This is a genomic window from Roseibium sp. ROS1, from assembly GCF_054658215.1.
In genome coordinates, this window is sequence record NZ_BAAGIG010000007.1 from 72220 (window position 1) to 97511 (window position 25292).

Here is a 25292-nt window from a genome sequence, read left to right on the forward strand (position 1 = left end):
AAACCAACGACAGCAATGCGAAGATGCTGCCGTTAGATCAAAGGTGTCTGTAGCTGATAAGTTGAATGCTGAGTTGGTCGATACGCTCTCGCACCGCAGAGCTTCTTAGCGTCTCCAGACAGGTCACGCGATCATCGTCTACGTCCTCGTATCCAACGTGTCTCGTCGCACTCAGCTCTGATGAGGTGACCGCCGGATGATCTATGAAAATGTATGTGCCTTCACCAAGTTCATCGAGTTGCTGTACGAAAGCTTCAACCCGGTGCCCAGTTTCCCTTGGAAACTTGGAATACCCTTCAATCCTGGGAAGGCCGTGACCGAAGCCGTCGTCATCAAGGCCAAATTCAAGGCAGAGGTCAGAAATGACGTCACCGAGCCTGGGGTCGAAGTCCTTGAAGTGCCTGATCATATGGGAGCTGATATGCGAAACGTTTTTGAACATGGAGAGCCCGATCACGATTTGAGCTCTGAATTCATTGGAAACTTCATCAAGTGACCAGTTCGCCTCCGACAGACAACGCCTACTGTCACCGTCTCGCTGTGTCAGCAATGGAAGAAAGTTTCCCAACTCGTCGGTGAGGCTTGCAGCCTGAGTAAGCGGGCGCCATTTCACTGCATCCCACTCGCTTGTCAGGGTCAAACGAATACCGACGTCGATCTCGCTATGTGCGTTGAGAAGCGTTGCAGCATGCGACGTCCATGGACATGGCATCATGACTTCGACGCTCCGCGCAATTCCGTCGGTGCACGCACGCAGACAGCCAATGTTGGAAGACCAACTCGATCCTGCATCATCTACTCGTACAAGTAGTCGAATTTCGCTACCCATCACTCAACCCCAACACTTATTCTCGGGTTAGAGTCGCACGCAGAAACCCTATTTGCACGCATCTCATTTGCCATGAAATGTCGCGCTGCAGAAGTTGGGCGGATGGGCATGGAGCGGACCCTCGCTGCGCGATGCATAGTTGTCCACACCGGTTGGAATTGCGAGCGCATCCCGGTTCGGCGAAGAGACGTGAATTGCACTTACCCGATGCTCGGTTTGCAAACATATCGGGAAATAACCGATCGTTACCAGTAAGTGCTGCGGCCGGTCAATGCGATCTGTTCGTTTGATGTAAGGCTACGCTGACGAGATGAATTCTTCGAGGCATTGTCAGCTGGAAACAATACCATAAAAATGGCGCGGTCCTCATAGCCTCGATGCAATCGAGGCGAAGGCTTCGGTGAGTGCTTGCCGGGTTTTCCTTTCCAACGGCCTGGAAAACTCTCCATCCAGGAGCCGTTTGACATCCTGCTTCCAGATGAAAATCAGTTTCGGGTGTTGATCTGCCGGGCCGATCCCGGTGCCAAGCTGGGCCGCAAGCTGCAACAGACGGATCACTTCTCCGCGGAAGTCGGATCATTGGAGAGCAGACGTTAAAAGCATGTGGAAACCTCGCTTGCCCAGTTCGTCGAGGATCAGGTAATCGGGATTGCAATGGAATTGTCATAAAAACTTCATCGGTTGGTGATCTTCTGACACATTTGTCTTATTTTCTATCTATTTGAAAACAAAAAGAAAATATTCAAAAAATATTAAACCTGAGCTAGCAAAGTTCAAAATTACTAGTGTATCGTGCATCATCGTTTCAATTAGCGGTGGTTACTCCATGTCATCAAGCACAACAGATTTTTCCGAACCCTTGCAGACGCCAAAGCTTCTGCTTGAACTTGTCCAAGCCCCTGAGCTCGGATTTCTCATGGAGGCGCATGATGCCGTGTCCGCAAAGATTGTTGAAAGGGCAGGCTTCGACGCTATCTGGGCTTCTGGACTGACAATCTCCTCAAGTCTCGGATTCAGGGACGCCAATGAGGCATCATGGCTGCATCTAGTGGATACAATCGAGCGCATGGCGAATGTCGTGTCGGTGCCTATCCTCGTTGATGCCGATAGCGGGTTTGGGAATTTCAACAATGCAAGACTTACGGCGAGGAAACTCTGTGACCGTGGTGCAGCCGGGATATGCATAGAGGACAAGGAGTTTCCGAAACTCAACTCCTTTGTTGGCGACCGTCACCCGCTAGCGGATATTGGCGAATTCTGTGGGCGGATAAAGGCAATTCGCGATACTGTCACTCGGTCAGATTTCGTGCTCGTTGCCCGCATCGAAGCGTTGATTGCGGGCCATTCTGAAGCTGAGGCGCTGCGGCGGGCCGAAGCATACGTCTCCGCAGGTGCTGATGCAGTCTTAATCCATTCAAGGCGTTCAGACGCTTCGGAAATTCTCTCATTCGCGGATCGGTGGCAGAACAGGGCTCCGGTGGTTATCGTACCGACGAAGTATTTCAATACGCCTACGGATGTTTATCGTGACGCTGGTATATCCACTGTGATCTGGGCAAATCACAGCCTGAGAGCGGCGATCACGGCGATGACTGCGCTATGCCATAAAGTCCGTACGGAGCAAACTGTTGCAACTTCCGAAGAATCTATCGCAACGCTTGAACAACTGTTTGACCTGCTTTCGTACGACGAGCTGGCGGACGCAGAAATGCGGTTCCTTCCGAAACTGCATCGCGAGGTCGCGTGATGCAAGAAGGTCTTGGTCGCACGAGTAAAACCAACATCGCCTACGTACAGATCAAGCAGATAGCCATTTGCGGGAGTTTCAGCCCCAGTCAGCATCTGCAACCGCATGAACTGGGTGATCGCCTGAAGTTGAGCGCAACCCCCGTTCGGGAGGCCCTTGCGCATCTTGCTTATGAGAACATCGTTAGCTTCGTGCCAAGTCGGGGTTATTTTGGGCGTAGATACGATATACTGGAGCTTGAAGAACTTCATCATCTTGCCGACACTATTTTTGCCGCCTGCTTTAGGGAATATGGAGCAAATATTCCCAAATCACTGGATCCTGCGGTGACCTTTGACGTTGACGTCCCAACGTCTCTTGCTCATTTCTATCGCAGCATTGCGACATGTAGCGAAAATAGCCAGATCATCGGCATTGTCAGTAATTATGTCGACCGAACATTTTTTCCGCTTATGAATCTTTTTTTGAAATATTCCGGAGGAGGTGCCACGGTTGAAGCTTGCGATGAAAGCGTCAAACTTCTTGAACGCGGTCAATTCGAGGCCGCTTTGGAAGCGTTCACGGAACATCGCTCTCGGCTTAGTCAGCAATTGCCGGAGCTGGTTCGAGAATCGTGCCGCAGGGCCGGCTCGGAGGAGATAAAGTTCATGGTTGAACGCTTCCGAATTGATTGTCCTAGCATATTGGTAAGTACCGGTGACGCAAAGGAAACTCCTCCGCTGCGACGACAGTATGTCGCCTGAGAAATTTTAGTCTGAAAAAATCTAAGTTTATAAATTAATCCGGAGCCGAACATGGAGCGGGTGGAGGTTTACGAGGGCGCGCCATATTGCGCGGAAATCTTGAACGAGCAAGGGGACATACAGGAATCGAATGTGAGATCGATGTCCAGGCTGTTCCCCAAGATTAAGGCGACTGCATCTGGCTCATACTTCACAACATCGGATGGACGATTGTATTTCGACCTAACGTCTGGAGCAGGGGCTCTAAACTATGGCTACAATCATCCAGAAATGAAGAAGGCACTGATACGCTATCTCGATGAGGATGGCATTCCCAATGCTCTTGACCATTTTACGCCAGCGCGACAAAGGTTTATTGACGCGTTCCACCAGCAAATACTCGTACCACGGGCGATGGATTACCGGATCCAGTTTGCAGCTCCGACTGGTACAAACGCCATCGAAGCCGCGTTGAAGCTTGCTCGAAAGGTGACTGGCCGAACGACGATTGCAGCATTTACCGGCGCTTATCATGGTTTAACGCAAGGTGCTCTTTCCGCGACATCATACGCCTTTGCCCGCAATTCGTCCGCTTCCGTACTTCACGGGGTGGCAAGGCTTCCTTACTACGGCTACTTCGGATTGGGTTCTGAACAAATAGACAACATCCGTAAGTTGTACGAAGACCCTGCAAGCGGCTTCGATCCGCCGGCTGCCTTTCTCGTCGAAACCATTCAGGGAAAAGGAGGCATGGTTGCTGCCAGTACAGACTGGTTGATCGGATTGCAACACTTGGCACATGACCTGGGAAGCTTGCTTATCGTTGACGATATTTTTGCCGGATCTGGTCGCACGGGAACCTATTTCAGTTGGGAGTTCTCGTCGCTCGATCCTGACATTGTCTGTCTTTCAAAGTCGCTAAGCGGATTTGGTCTTCCGATGTCCATTTTGTTGATCCGGCCCGGAATTGACGAATGGCGACCCGGTGAACACGCGGGAACGTTTCGTGGCAATAATCATGCATTCGTCACTGCCACGACTGCGCTAGCGTTGTGGTCAGATGCCGCCTTTTTGGAAAATGTCGCAAAGTTGACATCTGAACTCAATAATTACTTGAATCGCATTTCAACCATTGATGGTAGAACTGTGCGGCGAACCGGAAGGGGACTTATGCAGGGGCTCCAATTCGAAGATCGCTCAATGTCTGACCGTGTGATGCGTCGTTGTTGGGAACAAGGGATTTTTTCGACTTTGTGTGGCAGTCGCGATGACGTCTTAAAGGTGTTGCCGCCCCTGACAAGCAACGTTCAACAGTTGGAATCCGTCCTGGCGCAACTGGAGGAAATCGTCAAAGAAGTCATAAGGGAAGCGTGGAAGTGAAACTGGACAAAAGAAAACAAGAAATGACCCTTCCCAACTCTAAACTCAGAACCGACTTCTGGCCTTACGTTGTTGTGTCGGGCCTCGGGGTTACGCAAATTATCGGCTGGGGAACAATCTTCTATCCACCCGCCGTGCTCGCTGATCAAATGGGTCATGAACTCGGCGTAGGTCGAGAGGCAGTTTTTCTCGGTATTACAGTGGTTATGTTGGCAGGAGCAGCAACCTCCACCAAAATTGGGGCCCTGATTGACCAAAGAGGTTCACGGGCCCTTGTTTCACTCGGTGCTGTGGTTACGGCCTTGGCGCTTAGTTTCTTGGCGTATGCCAGCAATCAATTGGTTTTTTGGCTTAGCTGGGGGCTCTTGGGCTTGGTGTCTCCGTTGGTTCTTTCCACGGGTGTCTACGCTGCTATGGTTCAAATTGCCGGCAAGCACGCGAGAAAAGCTGTCTCGGCTTTGACATTGTTCAGTGGGTTCTCGTCGACAATTTTTTATCCAGCGACGCATTTCTTAGTGGAGCAGACGGGTTGGCGTAATACCTATTTGGTTTTTGCTGCATTGCATGTGTTTGTGTGTCTCCCGCTCTTTTTGGTTCTCTTGTCGCCTCGGCGAAACAAAATTCAGGTGACCAAAGAAACGATCCCACCTGCTCTTTCGGGAAGAAAGGCAACTTGGGCGTTCGGCCTGTTTTCAGGACTGGTAATGGCTAATACCCTCGTTTCGGCAGGTCTTACGCTTCATCTCATCAACGTGTTTGGTGCACTGGGCTTGGCAGCTGGAGCGGCTATCACAGCAGCGTCGCTTACCGGACCAAGTCAGGTAAGCGGTAGGGCGATTGAGATGCTGTTAGGGAATCGCTATCCAGCCATTACGACGGCAGTGGTCGCTGTCACACTTCAAGTTATGTCATTTATAATCATTCTGTCAGGACCGCCTCAAATTGCGGTGTGGATCTTCGTCGTGGTGTACGGCCTTTCCAATGGTCTCATGACAATTGTTCGTGCATCAGTACCGTTGGTGCTGTTTGGTACACGCAAATACGGCACAATGATTGGGCGGGTGAATGTGGCATTCTCGCTCACCAATGCTGTCGCACCTGTCTTGTTTGCTACACTTTTCAGCCAGTTGGGACCTCTCTCGCTCCTCTGGATCTGTGAAGGGCTGGCCTTGCTTGCGGCTCTTATCGTCGGCATCCTTTATCTTGTTTGGAAGGGCAGAGAACAAGTTTCCGAGCCTATGCCTGGTGAATAAAGATCGACTTCGTCAGTCGTTTGGAAAATGCTGCATTCGGCCGGGAAAAATTGGTGTTTGCGATTGTCACAAACACCGACGACACGATCCTGACAACTCAGATTGAGACCAGATTTCGTTCAAAACGCTCTGCAATAACGTTCGGGGCCACGCTTGGACGGCCCAAAGGTGATATCGATCCTGGGCCAATTCGGCAGCGGATGAGGTGCGGACCTTTCGAGCGGAGTGCATTCTCCATGACTGTTTTCACATCGCTCAAAGTCCTGCATTCGCTTCCGTTCCTGTAACCCATGGAGCTGGCGAGTTGCACAAAATCCACATTCGGTGATGCCGTTTTCTGGCCACCTGTTGAATCGTGCGTGCCGTTGTCGAGTATGATATGAATCAGGTTCTCGGGAGCTTCCTGGCCGATTGTGGCCATGTTGCCGGCTTTCATTAAGGCTGCTCCGTCACCATCCAACACCAGCACCTTTCTTGACGTCGTTTTGGCAAGTCCCGCACCGACCGCAGAAGCGCAACCCATTGAACCAACCATGTACAGTTGGTTCGGCCGATCTTTGATTGTGAAGAGTTCACGGCCCGTTTTGCCTGTAGTTGCGACAATGGCCACGTCTGATGAGGTTGCCGCGACGATCTGTTCAAGAACTTCGTAGCGGCCCATGATAGGTTCGTGGTCAAGGTAACAAATGCTTCCGCCCGTCGCGTGGTCCTCGCTCAAAGGAAACGCAGGGGCAGCTAACTCGCCCTTAGAAGCAATCGTTTCGGACCGCACTATAAGCGCAAAAGACCGTTTTTCTCTAAGGGTGGATGCAGCCTTTTTGAGTAGATCACGGAAAGCCTGTTCGTCATCCGGCACAACAGCGTGATCGATTTCCATCAAACCAAGAAGCTGGTGAGTGATCCGTCCCATCAGTTCATGCTGCGGTTCGTCAGGTTTTCCGGGTTCTCCGCGCCAGGATACTATCAGCAGCAGAGGAATCTTGAACGGATAAGCAAGTGACGTGAGCGGATTTACCGCATTTCCCAACCCGGAATTTTGCATGAGGACGACAGGCTGCCGTCCACCTAGTTTGGCCCCACAACACAAACCAACTGCTTCACCTTCGCTGGTCGCGCTTACATAGTGATATCGGGGGTCTTCAATGACTGCGTTGATAAGATGTTTCAAGTAGGAGCAGGGCACGCCGCTAAAGTAGTCAAAGCCATTTTCCCGCAGCAAATCGAGAATGAAATGTGCACTAAAGGGCATAAGGTTACCTCTCGTGGAAATGAATGCTGTTGAGCCGTTTAACAAGCAAACGCGTGCGTTTTTGATTCCATGAGAATCTCAACAATATTGATCGCATGCGTCAGTGAGCGAACTTCATGCTTAGCGTGCTGGCGTGCACTGGCTGTGTGCGGCTTGTTTCGATTAACGAGTATGGTCGTCATTCCCAGATCATGCGCCCCCAAGAGTTCCTTGTCCCCACCGTCTCCGACGTAAATACAGTTTTCTGGGGAGACACCGAGTCGGGTGCATGCATCCAAATAGATTGCTTTGTCTGGTTTGAGGACGCCCAACTGATACGACAAAGACATAGCATCGAAAAAATCGTTCAAACCGAGATTGTGAATGATTGGAAGAGAATAGCTCGATGCGTTGCTGACGAGCGCGGTATTCAGCCCCATTCCGGTTACTTGCTGGAGCGCAGAGAAGGTATCTTCGTAAACTTGGACTGAAGCTTGAAACAGCTCAATGTGGGCATCGACAAAGCCGTAGACCGTCTGCGTGTCACGCTCGCATCCGGCAATGCCGCATGCTTTGAGTATCCTCCCGGCCATTCCATCGACATGACCGATCATTGATGCACTGCCGCAGGCTAGGTAAGCTGGCCAAAATGCTTCGGGCAGTGAGAGGTTCGCGATCATCGCGGGGTAAAAGGGGTTATCCTTTTGTTCCTCCACCAGCGTTGAATATAAATCGAACAAGACAGCAGGTTGCTTAAACTGTGCTGACATGGCTATGCATCCTTTTTGGAGCGGTCACATCTCAACGGGTCAAGTAGTCGGCACGATCGATCGCCGGCCTTCCGACTGCAAAAATGACCAGTTGCGAAGAACTTCGGTTGAAAATGGAATGCAATTCGCCGGCGGGAACGGCGACGATATCTCCGGATTTCAAAGCAGCCTTTTGTTTGAGCGCTGACTCAGCCTGAGGAAACTTGGGGGAAGGTTCCACCCTTTGGTTGGGCCGTGGCCGATAGAAATAGTCCGATCCAACGCTGTCTGGGTTATAGGTACGGAGTTCACATTCACCGTTTAGGACGATGTAGATTTGATCCGCGTCCTCAAGTCGGTGTGGCACAAGTTCCTGTCCTTCGCCGATTCCCCAGTAGCAACCAACGAGATTGTCTGAGCCCCATGCACCGAACTTGGCAACTTGGTCGGCGAAGAGAGTTTCGTTTGCGGGTTGTGCGAGATGCTGCATTTGAGAAGTCCCTTCTTTTTGAGGTGATCTGAAATCAGGCGTAGAATTCGAGTGCCATGAACTGGAGGAAGTATTTCCCTTCCGGTCGGATACCGACACCATCGAACTCTAACCTGATCGTGGGACCAGAAATGTGGGGCAAAGGCCATTCGTACCAACTGGAAAGGTCTTGTTCGCCGACCTTTAAGGCGATCACTGACTTCCATCCGACAGCGTCTGGAACGAGAATGGTGATATGCTCCGGAAGCCCGGCGTTCTTGTTGATTGACCGTGAGAGCAAACGCATTTTAGTGATCGCTTTTTCCGTTGCCAAATCGATTTCAAGAAACTCCCTCTGGCGATTTTTCCGGCTTGGTGTACACCAACCTGTGTCAGTCCTACCGTCGAACAGGAATTGCTCATTCCAGTATCCATACCGATGACAGCCGGAAGAACGGATAACGCGACATTGAGCAAGCCGTGTTGCCCTGCGGGCCTGTTTGGTCGGGAGCGGGGTATCTCCAGCGATTTCAGGAAACTCAACTACTGACAAGCTGTTCGTTAGATGCATCATGGAACACTCCTCTTTTCCATCAAGCCATGTTGCATCGGTTTTTTGGGAATAATCGCAATATATTCAGATAATAAATTTTAAATAATTGAAGTATTTAGCTAGTATTGAGTTATGGCTCTCTCATCATCATGAGAGGTTAGGTCATGACAAATGTATTGATATCCGGTGGCGGCAGAACAGGTCACCTGTACAGTGTATTGCTGAAACAGCGGCCAGACGTGCGCGTACTCTGGCATACCCGCAAGGCGCAAATCATCAAACAACGCATGCCTGAGGCGGGTATTCAGCTGATGTTCGATGAAAAGGTGGTTGGGTCAGCCATTCCAGACGCGGTAGGTTCCGATTTTTCCGATCTGGCCCCTGAAGCTGATGTCATCATCTTCACACAAACCGCAAACGGCAGGCCGGATACTCTCAAGGCGGTGGCGGCGCATATTCCTACCGATAGGCCGGTCTACGTCGGTGCCATCCCGGCATGCGGCGGCTTTGATTGGTTGGTGGATCACGTCTTAGGACAGCGCGACAATGTTGTTGTTTGGGGTTTGCGTGGCGTTCCCGCCACAAGCCCAAGGATGGATCCAGGGTGTTCCGTCCAACTCGGAGGATTCAAAGACAAATTATATCTCGGTTTTGCGGAGGGTGTTAGCGACACACTCAAAGCCAAGGCACGTACACTAATCAACCATTTGTTTCCTCAGCCTCTGGAGGAACTAGGCAGCTTTTTAGAAATGACCCTGAGCCCACTAGGATTCATTCATCCCTGTGTGCTCTATGCGCGAATGGGGCCCTATTCGCAGTGGGACGGCAAGCCGTTCAAGGAACGTGTCAGGTGGTGGCGGGATCTAACCGAACTCGCGGCATATTTCCTGACGCGCTGCGATGAAGAGCAGCAACGGCTGATACGAGCAGTTGAAGCGGAGTTCGGCTGTTCACTGGCCGGTGCTGGGACACTTCATGGCAAGATTGTCGATCAGTATTCTTCGTCAATCGAAGATCCTCGAACGTTGCTGTCCACATTCCGCACATGTTCCGCCTTTCAATCCTTCATTCCAATGGTGGAACAGGAAGATGGCTCGGGATACCTCTTTAAGATGGATCACCCCGGCGTGCATGAAGATGTTTATTACGGGTTGTCATTCTTGCTGGAAATGGCGCACCGTCTAAACGTGACTATGCCGCACATTGCCGAGATCTACAAATGGACAGTTGGTTTTTTGGGAGGCGAGAAGCCGTCGGCTCTTGAATATTTTCCCCGCGATTGGCCGAAACTTGAGCGAGCGGCATGACTGAGATTTGTAACGAACTGTCCGAGATTACAGGTTCAAACTTACTCTATTCTGTGCCGGAGCTGTATCAAACGGTATACCCGGACGGTAATCATGAAAGGGTTCGTTTGTGTCTGGTTCAGTTCCAAAAGTACTGTCGCAGCTTGCCGACCTCTGTCATTGACTTCGGTTGTGGTACAGGGCGCGAAGTCAATGCGCTCGCAGCGCTCGGCGTCGACGCTGTTGGTGTTGACGCCAATGCAGGCATGTTACGCCTTGCCCAAAAGGCTGGCCGAGGCCGGTTCATACTAGGAGACGTCAGAAAAACGCGGTTTGATCGCCAATTCTCCGCGGCACTCGCATTGGGAAACATCATGTCGTACCTCTTAACGAGGAATGACATTAGGGCATTTCTGAACAATCTCGTACGGCACATGCTGCCTCAGGCGATATTGATCGTAAATATCTCTAACGCAGCACGTTTCCTGGACGTCGCGTCTTCCCATCCAGAAAAGACAATCAAGGTACAATTACCAGAAGGAGAAGCAACTGGCAGGATCACGTACCGAATTGATCGAAAGCTCCAGCGGGTACATCGGGAGCGTGTCTGGAGCATCAATGAACAAAGTGTTCACGTTGACAAGTGTTCCTATCGTCTGTTTTTCCCGGAGGAGGTAGCCTATGTCCTTGAAACCGCTGGGTTTGAGGTTTTAGATATGGCGGATAACGAAAACATGGAACTTTCGGATTTCAATGGCGAAGAAATGACAATGGTTGCGCGTTTTGTAGGTGTTCAACGAATTTCGGACGTCTTTTGAATGACATCCACCGTGTCGTCGATTTTGAAGGTGACGCTTTCCGTCGGCACGGGATAACTCGACAGCCACAGATCGCCTAGCACCTGGCCCAGGCGGATGTCGGTCCTGAGGTCGGGCAACCGTCTGCAGGCGATATTGAAGGCCGGGTCGAAACAAATCCGGTCCAGATCGTTGCCGCCGGCGATGGCAAAGATGCGGGCCGCCATGCCAAACACGACGTCGAGGCCGCAAGCGTCGTCTCCCGGTACTCTCCGGACAACAAGCCAACCGTTCTCACTGTCGGAAGCAAGGGCCAAGGCGATCTTTACCCAGCCGAGCCTTGCATTCTGCGTCACCGGCGAGACACCTAACAGGATCCTGTTCAGCAAGACCATGCCTGCCAGCATCAACGACAACAATCGGCTGAAAGAGCGCACCAAGGGCGATCCCCTTCTTCAGGTGGAACTCACCTTCCGCTCCGAGAACGGCAAGACCCGGGTAACGGCCGACAACTGGATGTTCCTCAACCCGAACGGTGCCGACAAGGACAAGTTCAATCTTCTGCACACCCTTAATGGTCGCCGACTTCAGAACAAGCTCAATGAGTTGCGCTGAGTGCCCCGATCAAGTCGAATGGCCCGGATTGGTATCCGGGCCATTGTTCTTATCAGAGGTGGCGGCGGCAGAAATCATCGATCGCCGCCTCAATCTTTGGGTAGATGACAAAGACGAAGAAGGCGCCAGCACCTGCTACGACGATGAAAAGGAATTCAGACATTGTTTGGCTCCTTGAGCTGTTGTAGCCGCGGAATTGCGACTACCCAACGCTGCCGCCAAATGTTGCAAGGGAAAAAAACAGCAGTTCCGCCGGCGGAGAGGATTTCGACATTTCTGGGCATGTCCAGACAATCGGGACTGTCGCGGTCAACGTCTCCACAATGGCTCCGGAGTTATCCAAGGTCCGTCTGTGAAAAGTCATTGCCTTTGTAAATCAGGGGGAGGCGGTAGGTCTTGGCGGAGGCATAGGCGAAACAGTCTCCGAGATTCAACGCCGCTGGATGTCCGGCAACCTTGCCGTAGCACGCCATCGCATCAAGCGCCCCAGCTCCCGTGCGCGTATCGATGACAACTTCCTTCGCTTGAAGGGCTTGAATGAACTCATCGACCAGGCTTCGGGCTTCCGAGATCACCTGTTCCCGGTCAACCTTGCCCTCGGCCACAGAGACCTGTAGTCGCGAAAGCGCAGCAACAGCCTCGAAGCGGACCATGGGCGAGACATAAAGCTGCCCTTCGACGTTGGCGAGCCGCTTTTCCAGTTCCTCGAAGCCGGGCTCCTCGTTGAGAATGGCGACGATGACCGAGGCATCGACAAAACTCACTCGCCTTCCTCCCACAGTTCGTCCATCAATTTTTTCATATCGACGCCGTGAACGGGCGGTCCCAGGCGTTCCCGCGCACGGGATCGTAAAACAGCAAATTTTTCGCGCAACGGTACCGCAGCTTCTGCTCGTTCAAGCTCATGCTGGAGAGCGGCCCGCACTGCGTCTGTTTTGGTGCGCGCGCCGAGCCGGATACGGACTTGTTCGGCCAGGTCGTCAACGCTAGAGTCTCGGATGTAAAGGGGCATCGGACTATTCCTTTCTGAATATTCGTATATCTTATTTTGAATATTCCAACAACTGACTTGCGTACCCGGCATCGTGCAGTTGAGGCATGTGCTCCTTTGTCCTCAGGAACCGGCGAATGGCAGAACGTTCGATATGTGCGCAAATCGATGAAATCCGCGATGTGCTGGAAAGACGCCGGCGCGACCATCAGCGCATGCGTGGGCACGTCGAAAGCCAGGAAGCGGAACATATCTTGCGTCTCGAATGCATTCTGAAAACGCTTGAATGGGTGCGTGATCATCAGGAAGAATTGCGCGAGATCGCGAAGGTCAAACGCTGATCGAATTCGCGCACAAATTTGACCAAATGATCAAAGATGTTCCATAATAAACATTATGCGATTTTTGATAAAATACTGAAAATAAATATGTTTTATCTTCTTCCGCTAAGCGAATAGCTTTTCTGTGCAAGGTAGCTGCCGCCAGTTCCACCTGACTGCGCACCGCCTGTCATGAAAGGGCTCTTATGGGCTGTGACCGGACTGGCACCTAGTGTGCTCCGTTTGATGTTAGCGGACATTCGTCAGCCCTGAATGCGTCGACGCTTCCGGCCCGAAGCAGACATTTACCAGGTAAAATGATGCTGCGGCGCACTCGGCCTAACCGGCCATTCGTTGCTCCGTCGAAGCCCATTTCCGCAAGACGGCGGCTGTGCGTCCCCATAGGAGACATGCCTTCACAATTTGACAAAGGACCTATTCGACCCCAGTTAAATTCGGCAGGTCTATAGCGCGACATGAGAAATGCCGTGAAGCTGGAAAGCGCGACGACTTTGCAGATGCTGCTGCTAACATTCCGTCGTGCAGAGTCTACCGTTGCTACATCCAGTGACGTTTGAGGTATTCGTCGAACATGGGCACTGTGAAAGCGATATCGCCATGAGAAGGGCTATAAATCATGCCTTTTGCGATGATGGTGGCGCGCCTCGGCCCGAGTGATGTGAGTTTTTCACCTAGGACATCAGCAACATCAGATGATCGATAGGGGCCGGCTCCGAGCTTCGCCATCGCAACAACATAGTCTCGCTCCTTTGGTGTCAGTCTATCAAAGCGTACTTTGAAGAAACCTTCATCCAACCTCTTCAGCGCTGCTTCAGCAGCTCGGATCACATCGGCCTCGGTGATTGGAGATTGTTCGGCAACATTCCAAGCTTGGAATCCCCACTCCTGGAGAAAGTATGGATATCCTCTAGTCTTGGCTACGATAGCAGCCAAGGCTACAGGCTCGATATTTTCCCCCTCCTCGTTTATCGGCTGTTCAATCGCCTCGCTAGCTGCTTCCGCAGTCAAAGCGTCCACCGCTGGATAGATGAACAGTCGCTCAGCGTAGGACTTCGCCTCCCCAGACAATGCCGCAATTTGTGGCAGCCCAGCACCAAAGAACAAGACCGGTAAGCCCTTTTGGTTTGTCCTGTGAATGGCAACGATAATCGCAGCCAATTCTTCTTCCTTAAGGTATTGAACCTCGTCGATCAGCAACGTCCAAGCGCTACCAGCAGCCCGTCCTGCCTCTCCGATCCGCATGAATATGTCAGCGACGTCATATTCTAAGTTACCGCTGTCCGCGACGCCTTGCTCGGCATCTACACCAAAAGCGAATTCGCCGAATTCTATTTTGAACACGCTAGCGAACGAACGCAGAGCGCCTAACGCTGCGCTGGTAGCAGCCTTGGCCGCTTCCACTGCAGAGAGTTGCCTCAGAACTTGGTGCATCTTGGGGTACAGAAGCTCTACCAGCCTTCTGTCTTCTGGAGCTTCTATGAAAGAAGTCTTATGACCGTGACCTGAGGCAATATCTTCAATTTTGTTTAGCAAAACGGTCTTGCCGACGCCTCTTAAACCGAGCAGCATCTGAGACTGTGCGCCCTTGCCAGCCAAAACGCGTTGTACAGCTATGTTCGCGGATTTCAGTATGTCGTCGCGACCAGCGAGTTCGGGGGGCCTAGTTCCAGCTCCAGGAACAAATGGGTTTCTGACTTCATCCATAATGAACACCTTATACCACCTTATATTTATTTATATATTCCTACAATTCCCTATAAAGACAAGTGTTCAGATGAGTCTGAAGATGTTGAGGCGCGTCGTTTTGCCCTTTATTTTGCCTACTATCCCATGCGGTACTAACGCAGGTTGTTCCTTGAATGACCGCAATGGGCTTAACTCGGACCTCATCGGTTAGATGTCTGCATGTCCGTTGTTGCCGTGCGAGAATCCACTAGCGGCCAGTCCGGTTGCTGCCCCTATATGGACCTTTGTACGCCCCGCAATGCACGACAGCTTTAAAGATCACGCCGAAAGCTTATGATTGACCGAAATAGGGAGCCGAAGCCGACGGTTGGTGGCATTCTGCACATAGGAAATTATCATGTAATGCGCCGCCCCGCAGTGTGTTGGGCCGCGCATTTTCAAATCTCGGCATGTTCCGCGGGTTACAGGGCATCTTCGATGTACACGCCAGATGCCTGACGGTGTTTTCAGTCTTGGTGTGTTCCAACAGGATTTGGATTGCGCGAATGGCGATCCGCCTTGGTGCAGCGAAGTCTGTCTTTCGGCATCTTCAAATTGAACCGATGCCTGGAATTATTTTTCCCTTCACACCAGTGATTTAGCCTTGAAGGCAGGAAACACGCGACCGTCAAAGAGCTTTCTCGCGGTTCTCATGACGCCGGCTCCGGTGACGCTACCGGAGGCATTCTGTTCGATCAGCACTTCCGCGGCTCCGCTCGGATGCTCAACCTTGAAAACGCCGTCGTTCGGCAGCCTGGCACAGTCTGCAGCCGGGCCGGTCGCAAGCGTGCAGGCAGTGGCAGCAGTAACGGCGCCGAAAACGCCGATGGAGGCATGGCATCGGTGCGGAATGAGGCTGCGGGTCGAGATCGTCCCTCCCCCCATCGGTGGTGAGACCAAAGTCATTTTCGGCACGGATTTGTCGGTGACATCGTCGAGGTTCATCAAGGGTCCGGCCTTCAGGCGGATCGCCTCGATGCGGGCCTTCAGCACCTCGTTGCCGTCGATATCCTCACGGCTTTCAGTTCCCGTCAGGCCGAAATCGGAGGCGTGGAGGATCACGCAGGGCATGCCGTTGTCGATCAGCGTGACTTCGACCCCATCGATAGTGTCGGTCTCGTTTCCTGTCGGCAGCAGAGCGCCGCACATGGCGCCGGCAATGTTCTGGAAGAACAGTGGTACCGGAGCGTGATGGCCGGGGACACCGGCAATCGACGTTGACCCCGCATAGCTGACGCGGCCGCCAGGCGTTGTCACTCGGGCAACCGCCGTCTCGCCAGAATTCACCATATGGATACGGACCGGCGTTTCACCGACTTCCGCCTTTACCAAGCCGCGTTCGATCGCGAAGGGGGCAACGGCTGCCAGGATGTTACCGCACGCTTGCGCATCGGTGACGACCGCCCGGTCGACGAAAACCTGTAGAAACAGATAGTCGATATCCGCATCATCGCGTGTCGGCCCGCTGACAATAGCCGCCTTCGAGGTCAGCGGATCGGCACCGCCTATGCCATCGATCTGGACCGGGTCGGGCGAACCCATGATACGAAGCAGAAGGGCATCGCGTTCCTGAGGGTCGGAGGGCAGGTCGGACGCCAGAAAAAAGGCCCCCTTCGAAGTGCCCCCACGCATCCAGAGACAGGGAATACCGTCGATTTCAAAGGCTTCAGACATATTTCAGGCCCTTCTCCGCAAGCCGGGGACGCATGTCATAGATATCTAGCCCAAGTTCCCCTGCCGCAAGCCGCTTTCGCTTGGCTTCTTCGGTTGCAAGACGCTTTTCGGCGGCGGCGAGAACGGCTTCCGAGTCCTCGCGGCGTACAACACAGACGCCGTCCTCATCGGCGACGATGATATCGCCGGCATCGATCGCCTGTCCGGCACAAACGATGGGCACGTTCACTGAGCCTAGAGTTTCCTTGACCGTTCCTTGCGCCGAGATCGACTTCGACCAGACCGGAAAACCCATCTCCGCCAGATCGGCAACATCGCGTACGCCGGCATCGATCACCAGTCCTCGGCAGCCCCGTGCCATGGCCGAGGTCGCCAGGAGATCGCCGAAATAGCCGTTATCGCAAGGACTGGTTGGAGCCAGCACCAGGATGTCACCCTCGCTGAGCTGTTCGATGGCAACGTGCAGCATCCAGTTGTCGCCCGGAGGCGCGGAAATGGTAACGGCAGAGCCTGCAATTCGGGCGCCCCGGTAAATGGGGCGCATGTAACTGGCTAGACACCCGATGCGTCCCTGGGCCTCGTGCACGGTCACAACGCCTGCCGCACCGAGAGCCTTGATCACCGCGCCATCGGCACGTTGGATATTGGTTCGGACGATACCCATGACGAAATCCTATTTCCTGGTCGGCGGTGTGCCGTGGGTGTGGAAGGTTTCGATGGTCTTCAGACCCCAAGCCTGTCCTTTTTTACGGTCCGCCTCTGTCCAGCAGACCGGTTCCCAGTCGGGTGCGAGGATCAGCCGAGCGCCAGCATTGGCAAGCTCGACCCGATTGCCGGCCGGTTCCCAGACATAGAGGAAGAAGGTGCTCTGGATCGCATGTTTGTGCGGCCCGGTTTCGATATGAACCCCGTTCTGAAGGAAGATATCGGCGGCGCGCAGAATGTCTTCGCGCTGGTCGGTCGCATATGTAACGTGATGCAGCCGCCCGGCGCCCCCGCCATGTTCTTCCGTACAGGCAAGATCGTAAGTCTTGTTGTTGACAGTGAACCAACAGCCACCGATCCGGCCGTTGTCGAGCTGGATATATTCCGTCACCCGGCTGCCAAGGCAGGTTTCCATGAACTCGCGGAACTCGCTGACGTCTTCGGACAGCAGGTTGAGGTGATCAAGCCGTCGCGGCGCTGCGCCGGTAAAGGCGGAGGCAGTGTTCTTGAGTGCCGCCTTCTCTGTATCCTGTTGTGGCTTGAACCATTTGGTTTCGTAGTAGATTTCGAACACGTGGCCAAACGGATCCTCGAAGCGAAAAGCGCGGCCGTGGCCAAGATCACCGGACACCCAGCCGTGCACCTTGTAACCGGAGCCCTCGATAGCACGGACACGCCGGTTGAGCGCCTCCGGTGAGGCAGCACGATAAGCCACGTGACCGATGCCCGTAGTCGAGTGACGCGTCAGCTTCAGCGAATGGAATTCGTAGTCGTCCCAGGCCCTCAAGTAAGCGGATGTCTCGTCCTCACCGGAAAGCGTCAGGCCGTAGACATCGGTGAAGAAAGCGAGGCTTTCCTCGTAGCGGTCGGTGTACATCTCGACATGGCCCAGATGGGCGACATCATGGCAATGATCCGGCATTGGAGACCTCAGAGTTCGTCTACGGTGCGCGGAAAGATCGACTGAAAGCCTTCCGCATATTTGCAGTCCCGGCCACCTGACTGGCCGCCGGAATTGCGTTTGAAATGGTTGGCTCGGTTGACCGCGACGCGGGTGTAATAGTCCCAGAGATGTTCCTGGCCAGCCATGCTTTCGATGGCCGCACGCTTCTTTTCCCAGACGGATGTGATGTCCAGGAACGTGTCCGGCTTCCAGCCCATCTGCTCCGTCTGGTGCGGTTCAAAGAGGTAAAGCTGCGGCGCACCGAGCACCTTTTCACCCGGGTTGTGACCCCAGGCCTGTGCGATCATCCGGCATTCAAGTGCGACCTGGGTCGCGTACATGTGATCGGTGTTGTAGGGGTCATATTGCGAGTGGCTCAGCATGAAGCTCGGTTGAACCTTGCGGATGACATCGACAACGCAGGCCTTGTCTTCCCGTGTCAGTTCGAGCGGGTAATCACCTAGATCAAGGCAGACGAGATCATGCACGCCGAGTTTTTCGGCTGCGGTTTCCGCCTCCTTGCGGCGCACGTCCTTGACGCGGTCGATTGTCATTCCTTCCTGCTTCCAGAGCTTTGCGCTTTCCCCGCGCTCACCGAATGACAGGCAGAGCACAGTGACGTCGTAGCCGAGCTCGCCATGCAGCGCGATGGCGCCGCCACATCGCCAGACGAAGTCGGCTGCATGGGCGCTTATGACAAGTGCAGTCTTGGAAGCTGGCATATCCGGTTTCCCTGTAATTGTTACTTGGCCGGATATTCCCGTCTCTGCGCGCAGAAGGCCAATTCAAAGGGACGCAACGCCTCATAAGTTTTGGCTATAAGGTCTTCCGTCAAAGCTTCTCTGCTGGCAGTCTATGAGGCAGGATCGTTGCGCTTGCACGGTGCGTAACAAAGATGCCCGCGAAACGCCGACAGGAGAAAACGTTGGAATTCAATCTCCGTCATCTGCGCGTTTTTCTGTCCGCATCGCGCAACTCATCCATCACGAAGGCGGCGGAGGAATGCCGCCTGTCGCAACCGGCGGTAACTCAGGCCATCAACAAGCTGGAGGACCTGCTGGAAACGGCACTCTTCCAGCGGTCGGCTCATGGCGTCTTCGTCTCCCAGGTCGGCAAGGTGTTCGGACGCCGGGTTGAACGGGCGCTTGGCCTCATCGACGCCAGTTTTCTGGCGACAGCTCCCCGTTTGCAGGTAACTGCCACCGCAGCCCAGCTTCGTGCCTTCGTCGCCGTTTGCGATTGCGCCAACTTTACCCTTGCCGCGCGGCGGCTCGGCATTGCCCAGCCGACTGTGCACCGGGCTGTCAGTCAGCTTGAGAAGGAGGCTCTGAAACCGCTTCTGGAGCGCACATCGAACGGAATCGTGCCGAGCCGTTCAGGACAGAGCCTCGCCCGCGCGGCCGATCTGATGTTCGCTGAACTCGCCCAGGCCGCGATGGATATGTCGGAACTGAAGGGCCGGGAAAGCGGTCGTATAGTCATCGGCGCCATGCCCTTGTCACGTGCTTATATCCTGCCATCGGTGGTGGCTGCCTTCCGAAAGGACTGGCCGCGGATCGAGCTGCAAGTCCTGGATGGGCCCTATGATGAGCTGATCCGGGAATTGCGGCGCGGTGCTGTCGACTTTCTCGTCGGCGCCTTGCGCAATCCTCTGCCAATCGAAGACATCGAACAAAGCGCGCTCTTCAATGACAGTCTGACGGTGATGGCTCGAAAGGATCATCCGCTTGCCGGCAGAAGGGGCCTTACCGTTGACGATCTCAGGTCCTGGCCCTGGGTCGTTGCCGCCCGGGGCACGCCGACCCGCGGCCACTTCGATCGCCTGTTCAAGGAGAATGGTGGCCAGTTGCCGGAAAGTGTCGTGGAAAGTGGCTCGATGATCTTTGCCAGGGAGTTGCTGGCGTTGAGCGATCATCTTGCCTGTGTCTCGAGCCTCCAGGCAGGCCGGGAAATCGCGGCGGGCCGCATCGTCGCCTTGCCGTTCCAGCTGCCGGACACCTCCCGTCCCATCGGCATCACCACTCGCACGGGCTGGGAGCCGACGGCCAGCCAGAAAGCGCTCCTGGCGCTGCTTCATCGCTACGACCACTGAAAACAAAAGTGAAATTCTATCGAAGCTAGCAGCATAATCTTTCGACTATAGCAAAAACTGATGGAGGCGGGACTGCTTTCAAATGGTGCACAGACCTCTCCGGTGAGAAGGAAAGAGCGATCAGGAACCCCTTGCGGTTCCGGTAACGCTCAACGGGAGGATCCGTCCATGAAAATATCCAAGGCACTTACCGGGGCTGCGCTGGTACTCGGCCTTTTTGCAAACGCCGCCCAGGCGAGCGAGCTGAAGTTCGCCAATTTCATGCCACCGGCCAACCCCTACCAGGCAGGCGCCTTCGAGCCCTTTGCCGAGAAGCTGGCTGCCGCCACCAACAACGAGATCACCGTTCACATCTATGCTGGTGGTGAACTCGGTCCGGGTCCGGTTGAGCAATTCTCCCGTGCCGTCGACGGTGTAGCGGATTTTGCGGTCGGCCTGCCTGGCTATACCGCCTCCCAGTTCCCGGTGACGCTGCTGACCGAATTGCCCGGCGTCATCGACGAAGAGACCGGCACGGAAGTCATCTGGAAGAACATCGATCTCTTCAAGCCCGAATTCAAACGCGCCGTTCTCGTCAGCCTCTGGTCCAATGCCGACAACGTGCTCTACACCCGCGAAAAGCCAGTGCGCACACCAGACGATGTCAAGGGTCTGAAGATCCGTGTGCCTTCACGCAACGCGGGTCTGCTGGTCGAGGCCTGGGGTGCAACGCCCGTCTCGATGCCGGTTCCGGAGATCTACAATGCGCTGCAGACCGGGGTTATCGATGGAGCACTCATTGACGGGACCGGCACCAAGGCCTTCAAGCTTGGGGAAGTCTCCAAGTATCTCACTGTCGGCTTCGATACGACCATTTCCCCCTTCTTCATCGTCATGAACCGCGACAGCTTCGCCTCCCTGAACGATGAACAGAAGGCGGCTGTCGAGGAGATCGGCAAGGAGATTTCCGTGACCGCGAACGCGGTACAGGTGGCCGCGGCTCACAAGGGCATCGACGCCTTTGCCGAGATGGATGGCAAGCAGGTCATTCGCCTGTCCGACGAAGAGGCTGCTGCGTTCAACGCGCTCGCCGATGAGGCTCGTGCCAAGGCTATCGAAGAAGCCACCGCCAGCGGTATTGCCGCCGGTGATGTCGTCTCCGCACTGCAGGCGCAGTAACGGCAATGTCTCCCATCTCCAAAAAGGCCTGGCCGGCACTTGTCGACCGGGCCACTCTGGCCCTCGCTGCGCTCGCCGGTCTGTTCCTGCTCTTCCTGGTCGGTCTTGTCTTCGTGGCGGTATTGCTGCGCTACGTGGCTCAGAGCCCGATCCTCGGCATCAACGAGATCGTGCAACTAGTTGCAGTCGCCATCGTCATGCTGGCGCTACCCTGGTGCACAGATCGCAATGGGCATGTGCGTGCCGATGTCTTCGACAGTGCCATCGGACGTGCAGGCCGTTTCTCCGGCGACCTCTTCTCAAGATGTGTCAGCACCTTCGTACTCTCCGTTCTGGTCTACCGCTCCTGGCTGAAACTGCTTGATGCGCGTGAGTTCGAGGATGTCACCAACATGCTCTCCCTGCCGATCTGGCCCTTCTACGGGATGATGGTCGCAGGCATGGGCCTCTGTGTTTTCGTGATGGTTCTCCAGATCGTCGTCATTCTGATGACGGGTGAGGAAATGAAATGACGGATCTGACGCTTGGTGTCCTGGCCTTCGTCGCCCTTTTCGGCCTGATGATCTTCCGCACGCCGGTTGCGTTTGCCATGCTGATTGTCGGCTATTTCGGGATGGCCCTTCAGGGAGGCTTTCGCACCGCCGGTGCCGTTCTGGTCACAGAGACCTACTCCTCGGTCACCAACTATTCGCTGATAGTAGTGCCGATGTTCGTCCTCCTCGGCAATGTGGCTTCCGCGGCGGGCTTCAGTCGCGGGCTTTACGATGCCGCCTATGCCTGGGTCGGCCGGTTCCGTGGCGGGCTCGCGTCTGCCTCCGTGCTCGGCTGCGCAGCCTTTTCCGCAGTCAGCGGCTCTTCCGTTGCGACCGCTGTCACTATCGGTAAAGTCGCCCTGCCGGAAATGCGCCGCCTTGGCTATGCAGACGGTCTCTCCACCGGTTCGATTGCTGCCGGTGGCACGCTCGGTTTCCTCATCCCGCCCTCTACAGGCTTCGTGCTCTATGCCATCCTGACGGAGGAATCGATCGGCCGCCTCTTCATGGCTGGCATTCTGCCGGGCCTCCTGATGACTGCTCTATTCATGGCGGCCGTCTGGCTGACTGTGCTGAGAAAGCCGGAGGCAGGCCGCCCAGGCGATCCGATGGCCTTTTCCGACCGCTTGCGCATTCTCAGTGCCGCGCTGCCGCTCATCGCTGTCATGGTGCTCTCCATTGGTGGAATCTATGCCGGGGTTTTCACCCCCGTAGAAGCCTCAGCCATCGGCGCCGGGCTCGTCATCCTGATCGCCATTGCTACAAGGGCACTCACACTCAGGACCTTCGCCAACGCGGTTTTGGAAACCGTTCAGACCTCGGCGATGCTCTACATGATCGTCATCGGTGCCAATGTGCTCAATCCACTGCTCGCCGTCACCAAATTGCCGGTCGCCTTCTCCGATCTCCTGACCGTGCTCGGCTTCGGTCCCTATGGAACGCTGTTGCTGATCCTGATGTGCTACGTGGTACTCGGCATGTTCCTTGATGGCCTTGCCATGCTAGTGATCACGCTGCCGATCTTCTTTCCCATCGTACTGCAGCAGGGCTTCGATCCGATCTGGTTCGGCGTTGTCGCAGTGATCGTCATAGAGATGGGCATGATCACGCCGCCAGTGGGCCTCAACGTCTTCGTCATTCGCAGTGTTGCCCGGGATGTGCCGATGGCAACGATCTTCAAGGGCGTTGCCCCCTTCCTGCTGGCGATGATCCTCTGCCTGTTGCTGATCGTTTGCTTTCCGCAAATTGCATTGCTTTTACCAAACAGCATGTTCGGATAGCCGCCCGAGAATCAGCAGGAAAACAGTAAATTAACTCGGAGCATAGCGAGAGAAGCCTTCTACTTTTTTGCAAGAAGCAACTGAGCATCATGTTGAAGGCGTTCGCCATTCTGCTATATGCAAACAAACGGAGCGGAAAGGCTTTGCTGCCACTGAAAACACCGGAGGTGAAGGCGATCGTTCCACTCAGGCGGCGAATGCGGGTGAGCATACGAGAGTAGGTATCGATACTCTCAAGGAGGCAAAAAAGGATGCCCTTTTCTGGTCTTCACGCGTTCTCTATCGTACTTAACACCAGCTTCGCCCGAGTTTCGATTATCCGGCGCACTGTTTTGAGGATGGGGTGATATATGCCGGCTTCCCCCAGCTCCTCCAGCAAAGCATCGGCCTTTTCACCGATTTCGCTGGTCATGTTGGCAAGCTCTCTGGTTAGCAGTCTTTGTGCGGATTTGGTAGCCGGTACAAGGGTGAGCCAATGTTCCAGAAGAATTGTATCTGGCAGCGAGCGTCCCCCGATCTGCATAGCCATCTTTTTCGCAAGGCGCGGATACGCAGCGGTGCAGACGACATCATAGAGCGGCGCCAGATCGGGCGTCCCATCCCGATAGAGTAGCGCGTAGTTCTTGGCATGCGCATCGGCGTTGCCGACAAGGTAATGGAAGATCAGCATCCTCTGGAAGGTCAGCCGATCCGCCGCCGGACGCTGCGTCCATTCCTGTATCAGTTCCTGAGAGCGGGAAGCGCCAGGTCCGCCCTCTTCTTCGTATTTGAGTTCCGGCGGCACGCCGAGTGCCTGACAGAAATCTTCTTGATGGAGCTTTCTGATCGAACCGTCCTTTTCAACGTGGCGGTCATAGCGCTCCACAAGGATGAAATCGGTTTTCCCTGCCGAGGATTTCGAAACGGACGGCGCGTCCAGCCCCATCCGCGCGGCCAGCATCATGCAAAACAGCTCGTTTTCGACTGTTCCATCCAACCCCTCTATAAACGGTTTGAGGATATGCGTTGTTGGCCTGCCGTTTTTCGGCAGCGAAATTTGACCGTCCTGCACGCATACTGCCAACTTGTCTTGTGCTCCGGCAAGTGACAGGCGGACGCCTTCTTCGCCACCCAGAAGCGGGCGTTGCCGCAAGAGGTCGAGAACTTTGACGAGCTGTTCTTCGTTAAGTGGTTCCGTCTCGCATGTATCGAATGCGGGCAGGTCCCAGCCTTGCGGGACGAGGGAGAGTGCGCCCGCACATTCCCCGCCGATGATCTCAAGAAGTCCGAAGGCATTTTCGCGGGAAACGCCGAGCGCGGAAGCAAGGCGCTGGCGCGCCCGCTCATCGGGTAGAAGTCCGGAGAAGAATGGGCGTGCTACCGCGTCCGGGTACGCTTCTTCGCAAAGCGGCATCGAAACCGAAATAGCGGCCTTGTTTATAGCGCAGTAATCAGGGGTATAGGCAAAGGAAAGCTGACCGCTGTCATTCTGTTCAAGTCGGCCGACCTTATCGTCCCGCAAATATACATCCAGGGCGCGGCTCATACTGTACTCCCTCGGCCAGTCACCTGGACCGACAGACCGAGCGTTTGCATCACGGTAAAAGCAAGCCCGATGTGACAGCCTTCCTTGCCGTGCTCCAGCTCCCTGACAAAGCGCACACCAACACCGGATAGCCCGGCAAGCTGTTCTTGCGTGAGCCTCTGGCGTTTACGCTCGGCACGGATGAGTTGCCCGAGTTGATGTTGATCTTTGACGGTATTCATAATCATCCCCTTCGGGACGATTCTATCACACATTCACGCTTGTTGTGTGAAAAAGCACCGAACGGGGTGATTTTATGAAAAGAGAAAGATATCGTCTAAAATTCACCCCGAACGGGATGATTGCGATCTTGTTATCAAGGTAAGAAGCGCACAAAATGCCAAACTAAAAACAGTTCCTCAAAAGGAAGGCTGCAGCCTTGGCTTGCATTCATGCAAGCGATGCGAATTTTAGTTTCCGGCACCTTCAACGGCTTCCTGAACCATTCCTGCAAATAGATCAGATAAAGTTAGTGGTACACCCAGTGGCAAACTATTTGCAGTCGCGCTCGACGCGTTAGTTCCGAGACACTTCACCTCACAAGAATGACCGGCCAAGGCCGGGCTTTGACTATTTCGATTGGGGCTCCGCCCCCGGCAGATCAAGGATGAACCGCTGCGCGGCCTCCTGCGGGGTGTCCCCACGCTCCGCGGCTCTC

At 54.4% G+C, this 25292-nt stretch carries 26 protein-coding genes and 1 pseudogene; 12 read left to right on the plus strand and 15 right to left on the minus strand.

What is annotated here, in order from left to right:
- Positions 1-37: 37 nt before the first annotated feature.
- Positions 38-829, minus strand: a complete 792-nt coding sequence (locus ACYQ6M_RS28800; protein WP_460077258.1) for a ChbG/HpnK family deacetylase — start codon at positions 827-829, stop codon at positions 38-40.
- Between the two features lie 826 nt (positions 830-1655).
- Here ACYQ6M_RS28800 and aepX point away from each other — a divergent pair.
- The 4 genes from aepX to ACYQ6M_RS28820 are packed head-to-tail and all read left to right on the plus strand — an operon-like array spanning position 1656 to position 5931.
- Positions 1656-2576 carry a phosphoenolpyruvate mutase gene (aepX, locus tag ACYQ6M_RS28805; RefSeq protein ID WP_460077261.1) on the plus strand — a complete coding sequence of 307 codons (921 nt, stop codon included), beginning with the start codon at positions 1656-1658 and terminating at the stop codon, positions 2574-2576.
- Entirely contained in the window at positions 2576-3319 is a 744-nt protein-coding gene (locus ACYQ6M_RS28810; protein ID WP_460077262.1) for a GntR family transcriptional regulator, read from the plus strand. Before aepX ends, ACYQ6M_RS28810 begins: the two co-directional genes overlap by 1 nt.
- Before the next feature lie 51 nt (positions 3320-3370).
- Positions 3371-4678, plus strand: coding sequence for a diaminobutyrate--2-oxoglutarate transaminase (locus ACYQ6M_RS28815; protein WP_460077264.1), 1308 nt, complete (start codon positions 3371-3373; stop codon positions 4676-4678).
- The gene (locus ACYQ6M_RS28820; RefSeq protein WP_460077266.1) at positions 4675-5931 is read left to right on the plus strand and encodes an MFS transporter; all 1257 of its coding nucleotides are present in this window, start codon (positions 4675-4677) and stop codon (positions 5929-5931) included. Before ACYQ6M_RS28815 ends, ACYQ6M_RS28820 begins: the two co-directional genes overlap by 4 nt.
- Before the next feature lie 97 nt (positions 5932-6028).
- Here the strand turns inward: ACYQ6M_RS28820 and aepY are convergent, their stop codons facing one another.
- The 4 genes from aepY to ACYQ6M_RS28840 are packed head-to-tail and all read right to left on the minus strand — an operon-like array spanning position 6029 to position 8951.
- On the minus strand, positions 6029-7180 hold the full coding sequence (gene aepY, locus ACYQ6M_RS28825) for a phosphonopyruvate decarboxylase (RefSeq protein WP_460077267.1): 1152 nt from the start codon (positions 7178-7180) through the stop codon (positions 6029-6031).
- Positions 7181-7218: 38 nt separating this feature from the next.
- On the minus strand, positions 7219-7929 hold the full coding sequence (locus tag ACYQ6M_RS28830) for an HAD family hydrolase (protein WP_460077269.1): 711 nt from the start codon (positions 7927-7929) through the stop codon (positions 7219-7221).
- A 31-nt stretch (positions 7930-7960) separates the two neighbouring features.
- The gene (locus ACYQ6M_RS28835) at positions 7961-8398 is read right to left on the minus strand and encodes a cupin domain-containing protein (RefSeq protein WP_460077272.1); all 438 of its coding nucleotides are present in this window, start codon (positions 8396-8398) and stop codon (positions 7961-7963) included.
- Between the two features lie 34 nt (positions 8399-8432).
- The gene (locus tag ACYQ6M_RS28840; RefSeq protein WP_460077274.1) at positions 8433-8951 is read right to left on the minus strand and encodes a discoidin domain-containing protein; all 519 of its coding nucleotides are present in this window, start codon (positions 8949-8951) and stop codon (positions 8433-8435) included.
- A 143-nt stretch (positions 8952-9094) separates the two neighbouring features.
- On the opposite strand from ACYQ6M_RS28840, the gene ACYQ6M_RS28845 reads away from it, so the two are divergent.
- Together ACYQ6M_RS28845 and ACYQ6M_RS28850 are read left to right on the plus strand one after the other, a co-directional pair.
- Complete coding sequence (locus ACYQ6M_RS28845; RefSeq protein WP_460077276.1) at positions 9095-10237, plus strand: NAD/NADP octopine/nopaline dehydrogenase family protein; 1143 nt, start codon at positions 9095-9097, stop codon at positions 10235-10237.
- Complete coding sequence (locus tag ACYQ6M_RS28850; RefSeq protein ID WP_460077278.1) at positions 10234-11034, plus strand: class I SAM-dependent methyltransferase; 801 nt, start codon at positions 10234-10236, stop codon at positions 11032-11034. The genes ACYQ6M_RS28845 and ACYQ6M_RS28850 overlap by 4 nt, the downstream gene beginning before the upstream one ends.
- On the opposite strand, the pseudogene ACYQ6M_RS28855 reads toward ACYQ6M_RS28850, so the two are convergent.
- Positions 11034-11240: pseudogene (locus tag ACYQ6M_RS28855) on the minus strand (IS1380 family transposase); the annotation flags it as partial. The gene ACYQ6M_RS28850 and the pseudogene ACYQ6M_RS28855 overlap by 1 nt on opposite strands.
- A 166-nt stretch (positions 11241-11406) precedes the next feature.
- Here ACYQ6M_RS28855 and ACYQ6M_RS28860 point away from each other — a divergent pair.
- Positions 11407-11628 (plus strand): hypothetical protein, encoded by a 222-nt coding sequence (locus tag ACYQ6M_RS28860; RefSeq protein WP_460077280.1) that lies wholly within the window; start codon positions 11407-11409, stop codon positions 11626-11628.
- A gap of 335 nt (positions 11629-11963) precedes the next feature.
- On the opposite strand, the gene ACYQ6M_RS28865 is transcribed toward ACYQ6M_RS28860, so the two are convergent.
- The gene (locus ACYQ6M_RS28865) at positions 11964-12392 is read right to left on the minus strand and encodes a type II toxin-antitoxin system VapC family toxin (RefSeq protein WP_460077283.1); all 429 of its coding nucleotides are present in this window, start codon (positions 12390-12392) and stop codon (positions 11964-11966) included.
- Positions 12389-12640 carry a type II toxin-antitoxin system VapB family antitoxin gene (locus ACYQ6M_RS28870; protein WP_460077286.1) on the minus strand — a complete coding sequence of 84 codons (252 nt, stop codon included), beginning with the start codon at positions 12638-12640 and terminating at the stop codon, positions 12389-12391. The genes ACYQ6M_RS28865 and ACYQ6M_RS28870 overlap by 4 nt, the downstream gene beginning before the upstream one ends.
- 116 nt (positions 12641-12756) lie before the next feature.
- On the opposite strand from ACYQ6M_RS28870, the gene ACYQ6M_RS28875 reads away from it, so the two are divergent.
- Complete coding sequence (locus ACYQ6M_RS28875) at positions 12757-12960, plus strand: hypothetical protein (RefSeq protein WP_460077288.1); 204 nt, start codon at positions 12757-12759, stop codon at positions 12958-12960.
- A 537-nt stretch (positions 12961-13497) separates the two neighbouring features.
- Here the strand turns inward: ACYQ6M_RS28875 and ACYQ6M_RS28880 are convergent.
- The 5 genes from ACYQ6M_RS28880 to ACYQ6M_RS28900 form a co-directional block, all read right to left on the minus strand.
- Entirely contained in the window at positions 13498-14664 is a 1167-nt protein-coding gene (locus tag ACYQ6M_RS28880) for an AAA family ATPase (protein WP_460077290.1), read from the minus strand.
- A gap of 606 nt (positions 14665-15270) precedes the next feature.
- Complete coding sequence (locus tag ACYQ6M_RS28885; protein ID WP_460077291.1) at positions 15271-16359, minus strand: 4-oxalomesaconate tautomerase; 1089 nt, start codon at positions 16357-16359, stop codon at positions 15271-15273.
- Positions 16352-17023 carry a 4-carboxy-4-hydroxy-2-oxoadipate aldolase/oxaloacetate decarboxylase gene (locus ACYQ6M_RS28890; RefSeq protein ID WP_460077293.1) on the minus strand — a complete coding sequence of 224 codons (672 nt, stop codon included), beginning with the start codon at positions 17021-17023 and terminating at the stop codon, positions 16352-16354. The genes ACYQ6M_RS28885 and ACYQ6M_RS28890 overlap by 8 nt, the downstream gene beginning before the upstream one ends.
- A 9-nt stretch (positions 17024-17032) precedes the next feature.
- Positions 17033-17986 carry a VOC family protein gene (locus tag ACYQ6M_RS28895; protein WP_460077295.1) on the minus strand — a complete coding sequence of 318 codons (954 nt, stop codon included), beginning with the start codon at positions 17984-17986 and terminating at the stop codon, positions 17033-17035.
- An 8-nt stretch (positions 17987-17994) separates the two neighbouring features.
- Positions 17995-18729, minus strand: a complete 735-nt coding sequence (locus ACYQ6M_RS28900) for a PIG-L deacetylase family protein (RefSeq protein WP_460077296.1) — start codon at positions 18727-18729, stop codon at positions 17995-17997.
- A gap of 203 nt (positions 18730-18932) precedes the next feature.
- Between ACYQ6M_RS28900 and ACYQ6M_RS28905 the strand changes: the two genes are divergently transcribed.
- The 4 genes from ACYQ6M_RS28905 to ACYQ6M_RS28920 all read left to right on the plus strand — a co-directional run bounded on the left by ACYQ6M_RS28905 (position 18933) and on the right by ACYQ6M_RS28920 (position 23070).
- Complete coding sequence (locus tag ACYQ6M_RS28905; RefSeq protein ID WP_460077298.1) at positions 18933-20099, plus strand: LysR family transcriptional regulator; 1167 nt, start codon at positions 18933-18935, stop codon at positions 20097-20099.
- A 168-nt stretch (positions 20100-20267) separates the two neighbouring features.
- Positions 20268-21257 carry a TRAP transporter substrate-binding protein gene (locus tag ACYQ6M_RS28910; protein WP_460077300.1) on the plus strand — a complete coding sequence of 330 codons (990 nt, stop codon included), beginning with the start codon at positions 20268-20270 and terminating at the stop codon, positions 21255-21257.
- A gap of 5 nt (positions 21258-21262) precedes the next feature.
- The gene (locus ACYQ6M_RS28915) at positions 21263-21769 is read left to right on the plus strand and encodes a TRAP transporter small permease (protein ID WP_062487862.1); all 507 of its coding nucleotides are present in this window, start codon (positions 21263-21265) and stop codon (positions 21767-21769) included.
- Entirely contained in the window at positions 21766-23070 is a 1305-nt protein-coding gene (locus tag ACYQ6M_RS28920) for a TRAP transporter large permease (protein WP_460077302.1), read from the plus strand. The genes ACYQ6M_RS28915 and ACYQ6M_RS28920 overlap by 4 nt, the downstream gene beginning before the upstream one ends.
- 268 nt (positions 23071-23338) lie before the next feature.
- On the opposite strand, the gene ACYQ6M_RS28925 is transcribed toward ACYQ6M_RS28920, so the two are convergent.
- Positions 23339-24595 carry a HipA domain-containing protein gene (locus ACYQ6M_RS28925; RefSeq protein WP_460077304.1) on the minus strand — a complete coding sequence of 419 codons (1257 nt, stop codon included), beginning with the start codon at positions 24593-24595 and terminating at the stop codon, positions 23339-23341.
- Complete coding sequence (locus ACYQ6M_RS28930) at positions 24592-24816, minus strand: helix-turn-helix domain-containing protein (protein WP_209018171.1); 225 nt, start codon at positions 24814-24816, stop codon at positions 24592-24594. Before ACYQ6M_RS28930 ends, ACYQ6M_RS28925 begins: the two co-directional genes overlap by 4 nt.
- Between the last annotated feature and the right edge of the window lie 476 nt (positions 24817-25292).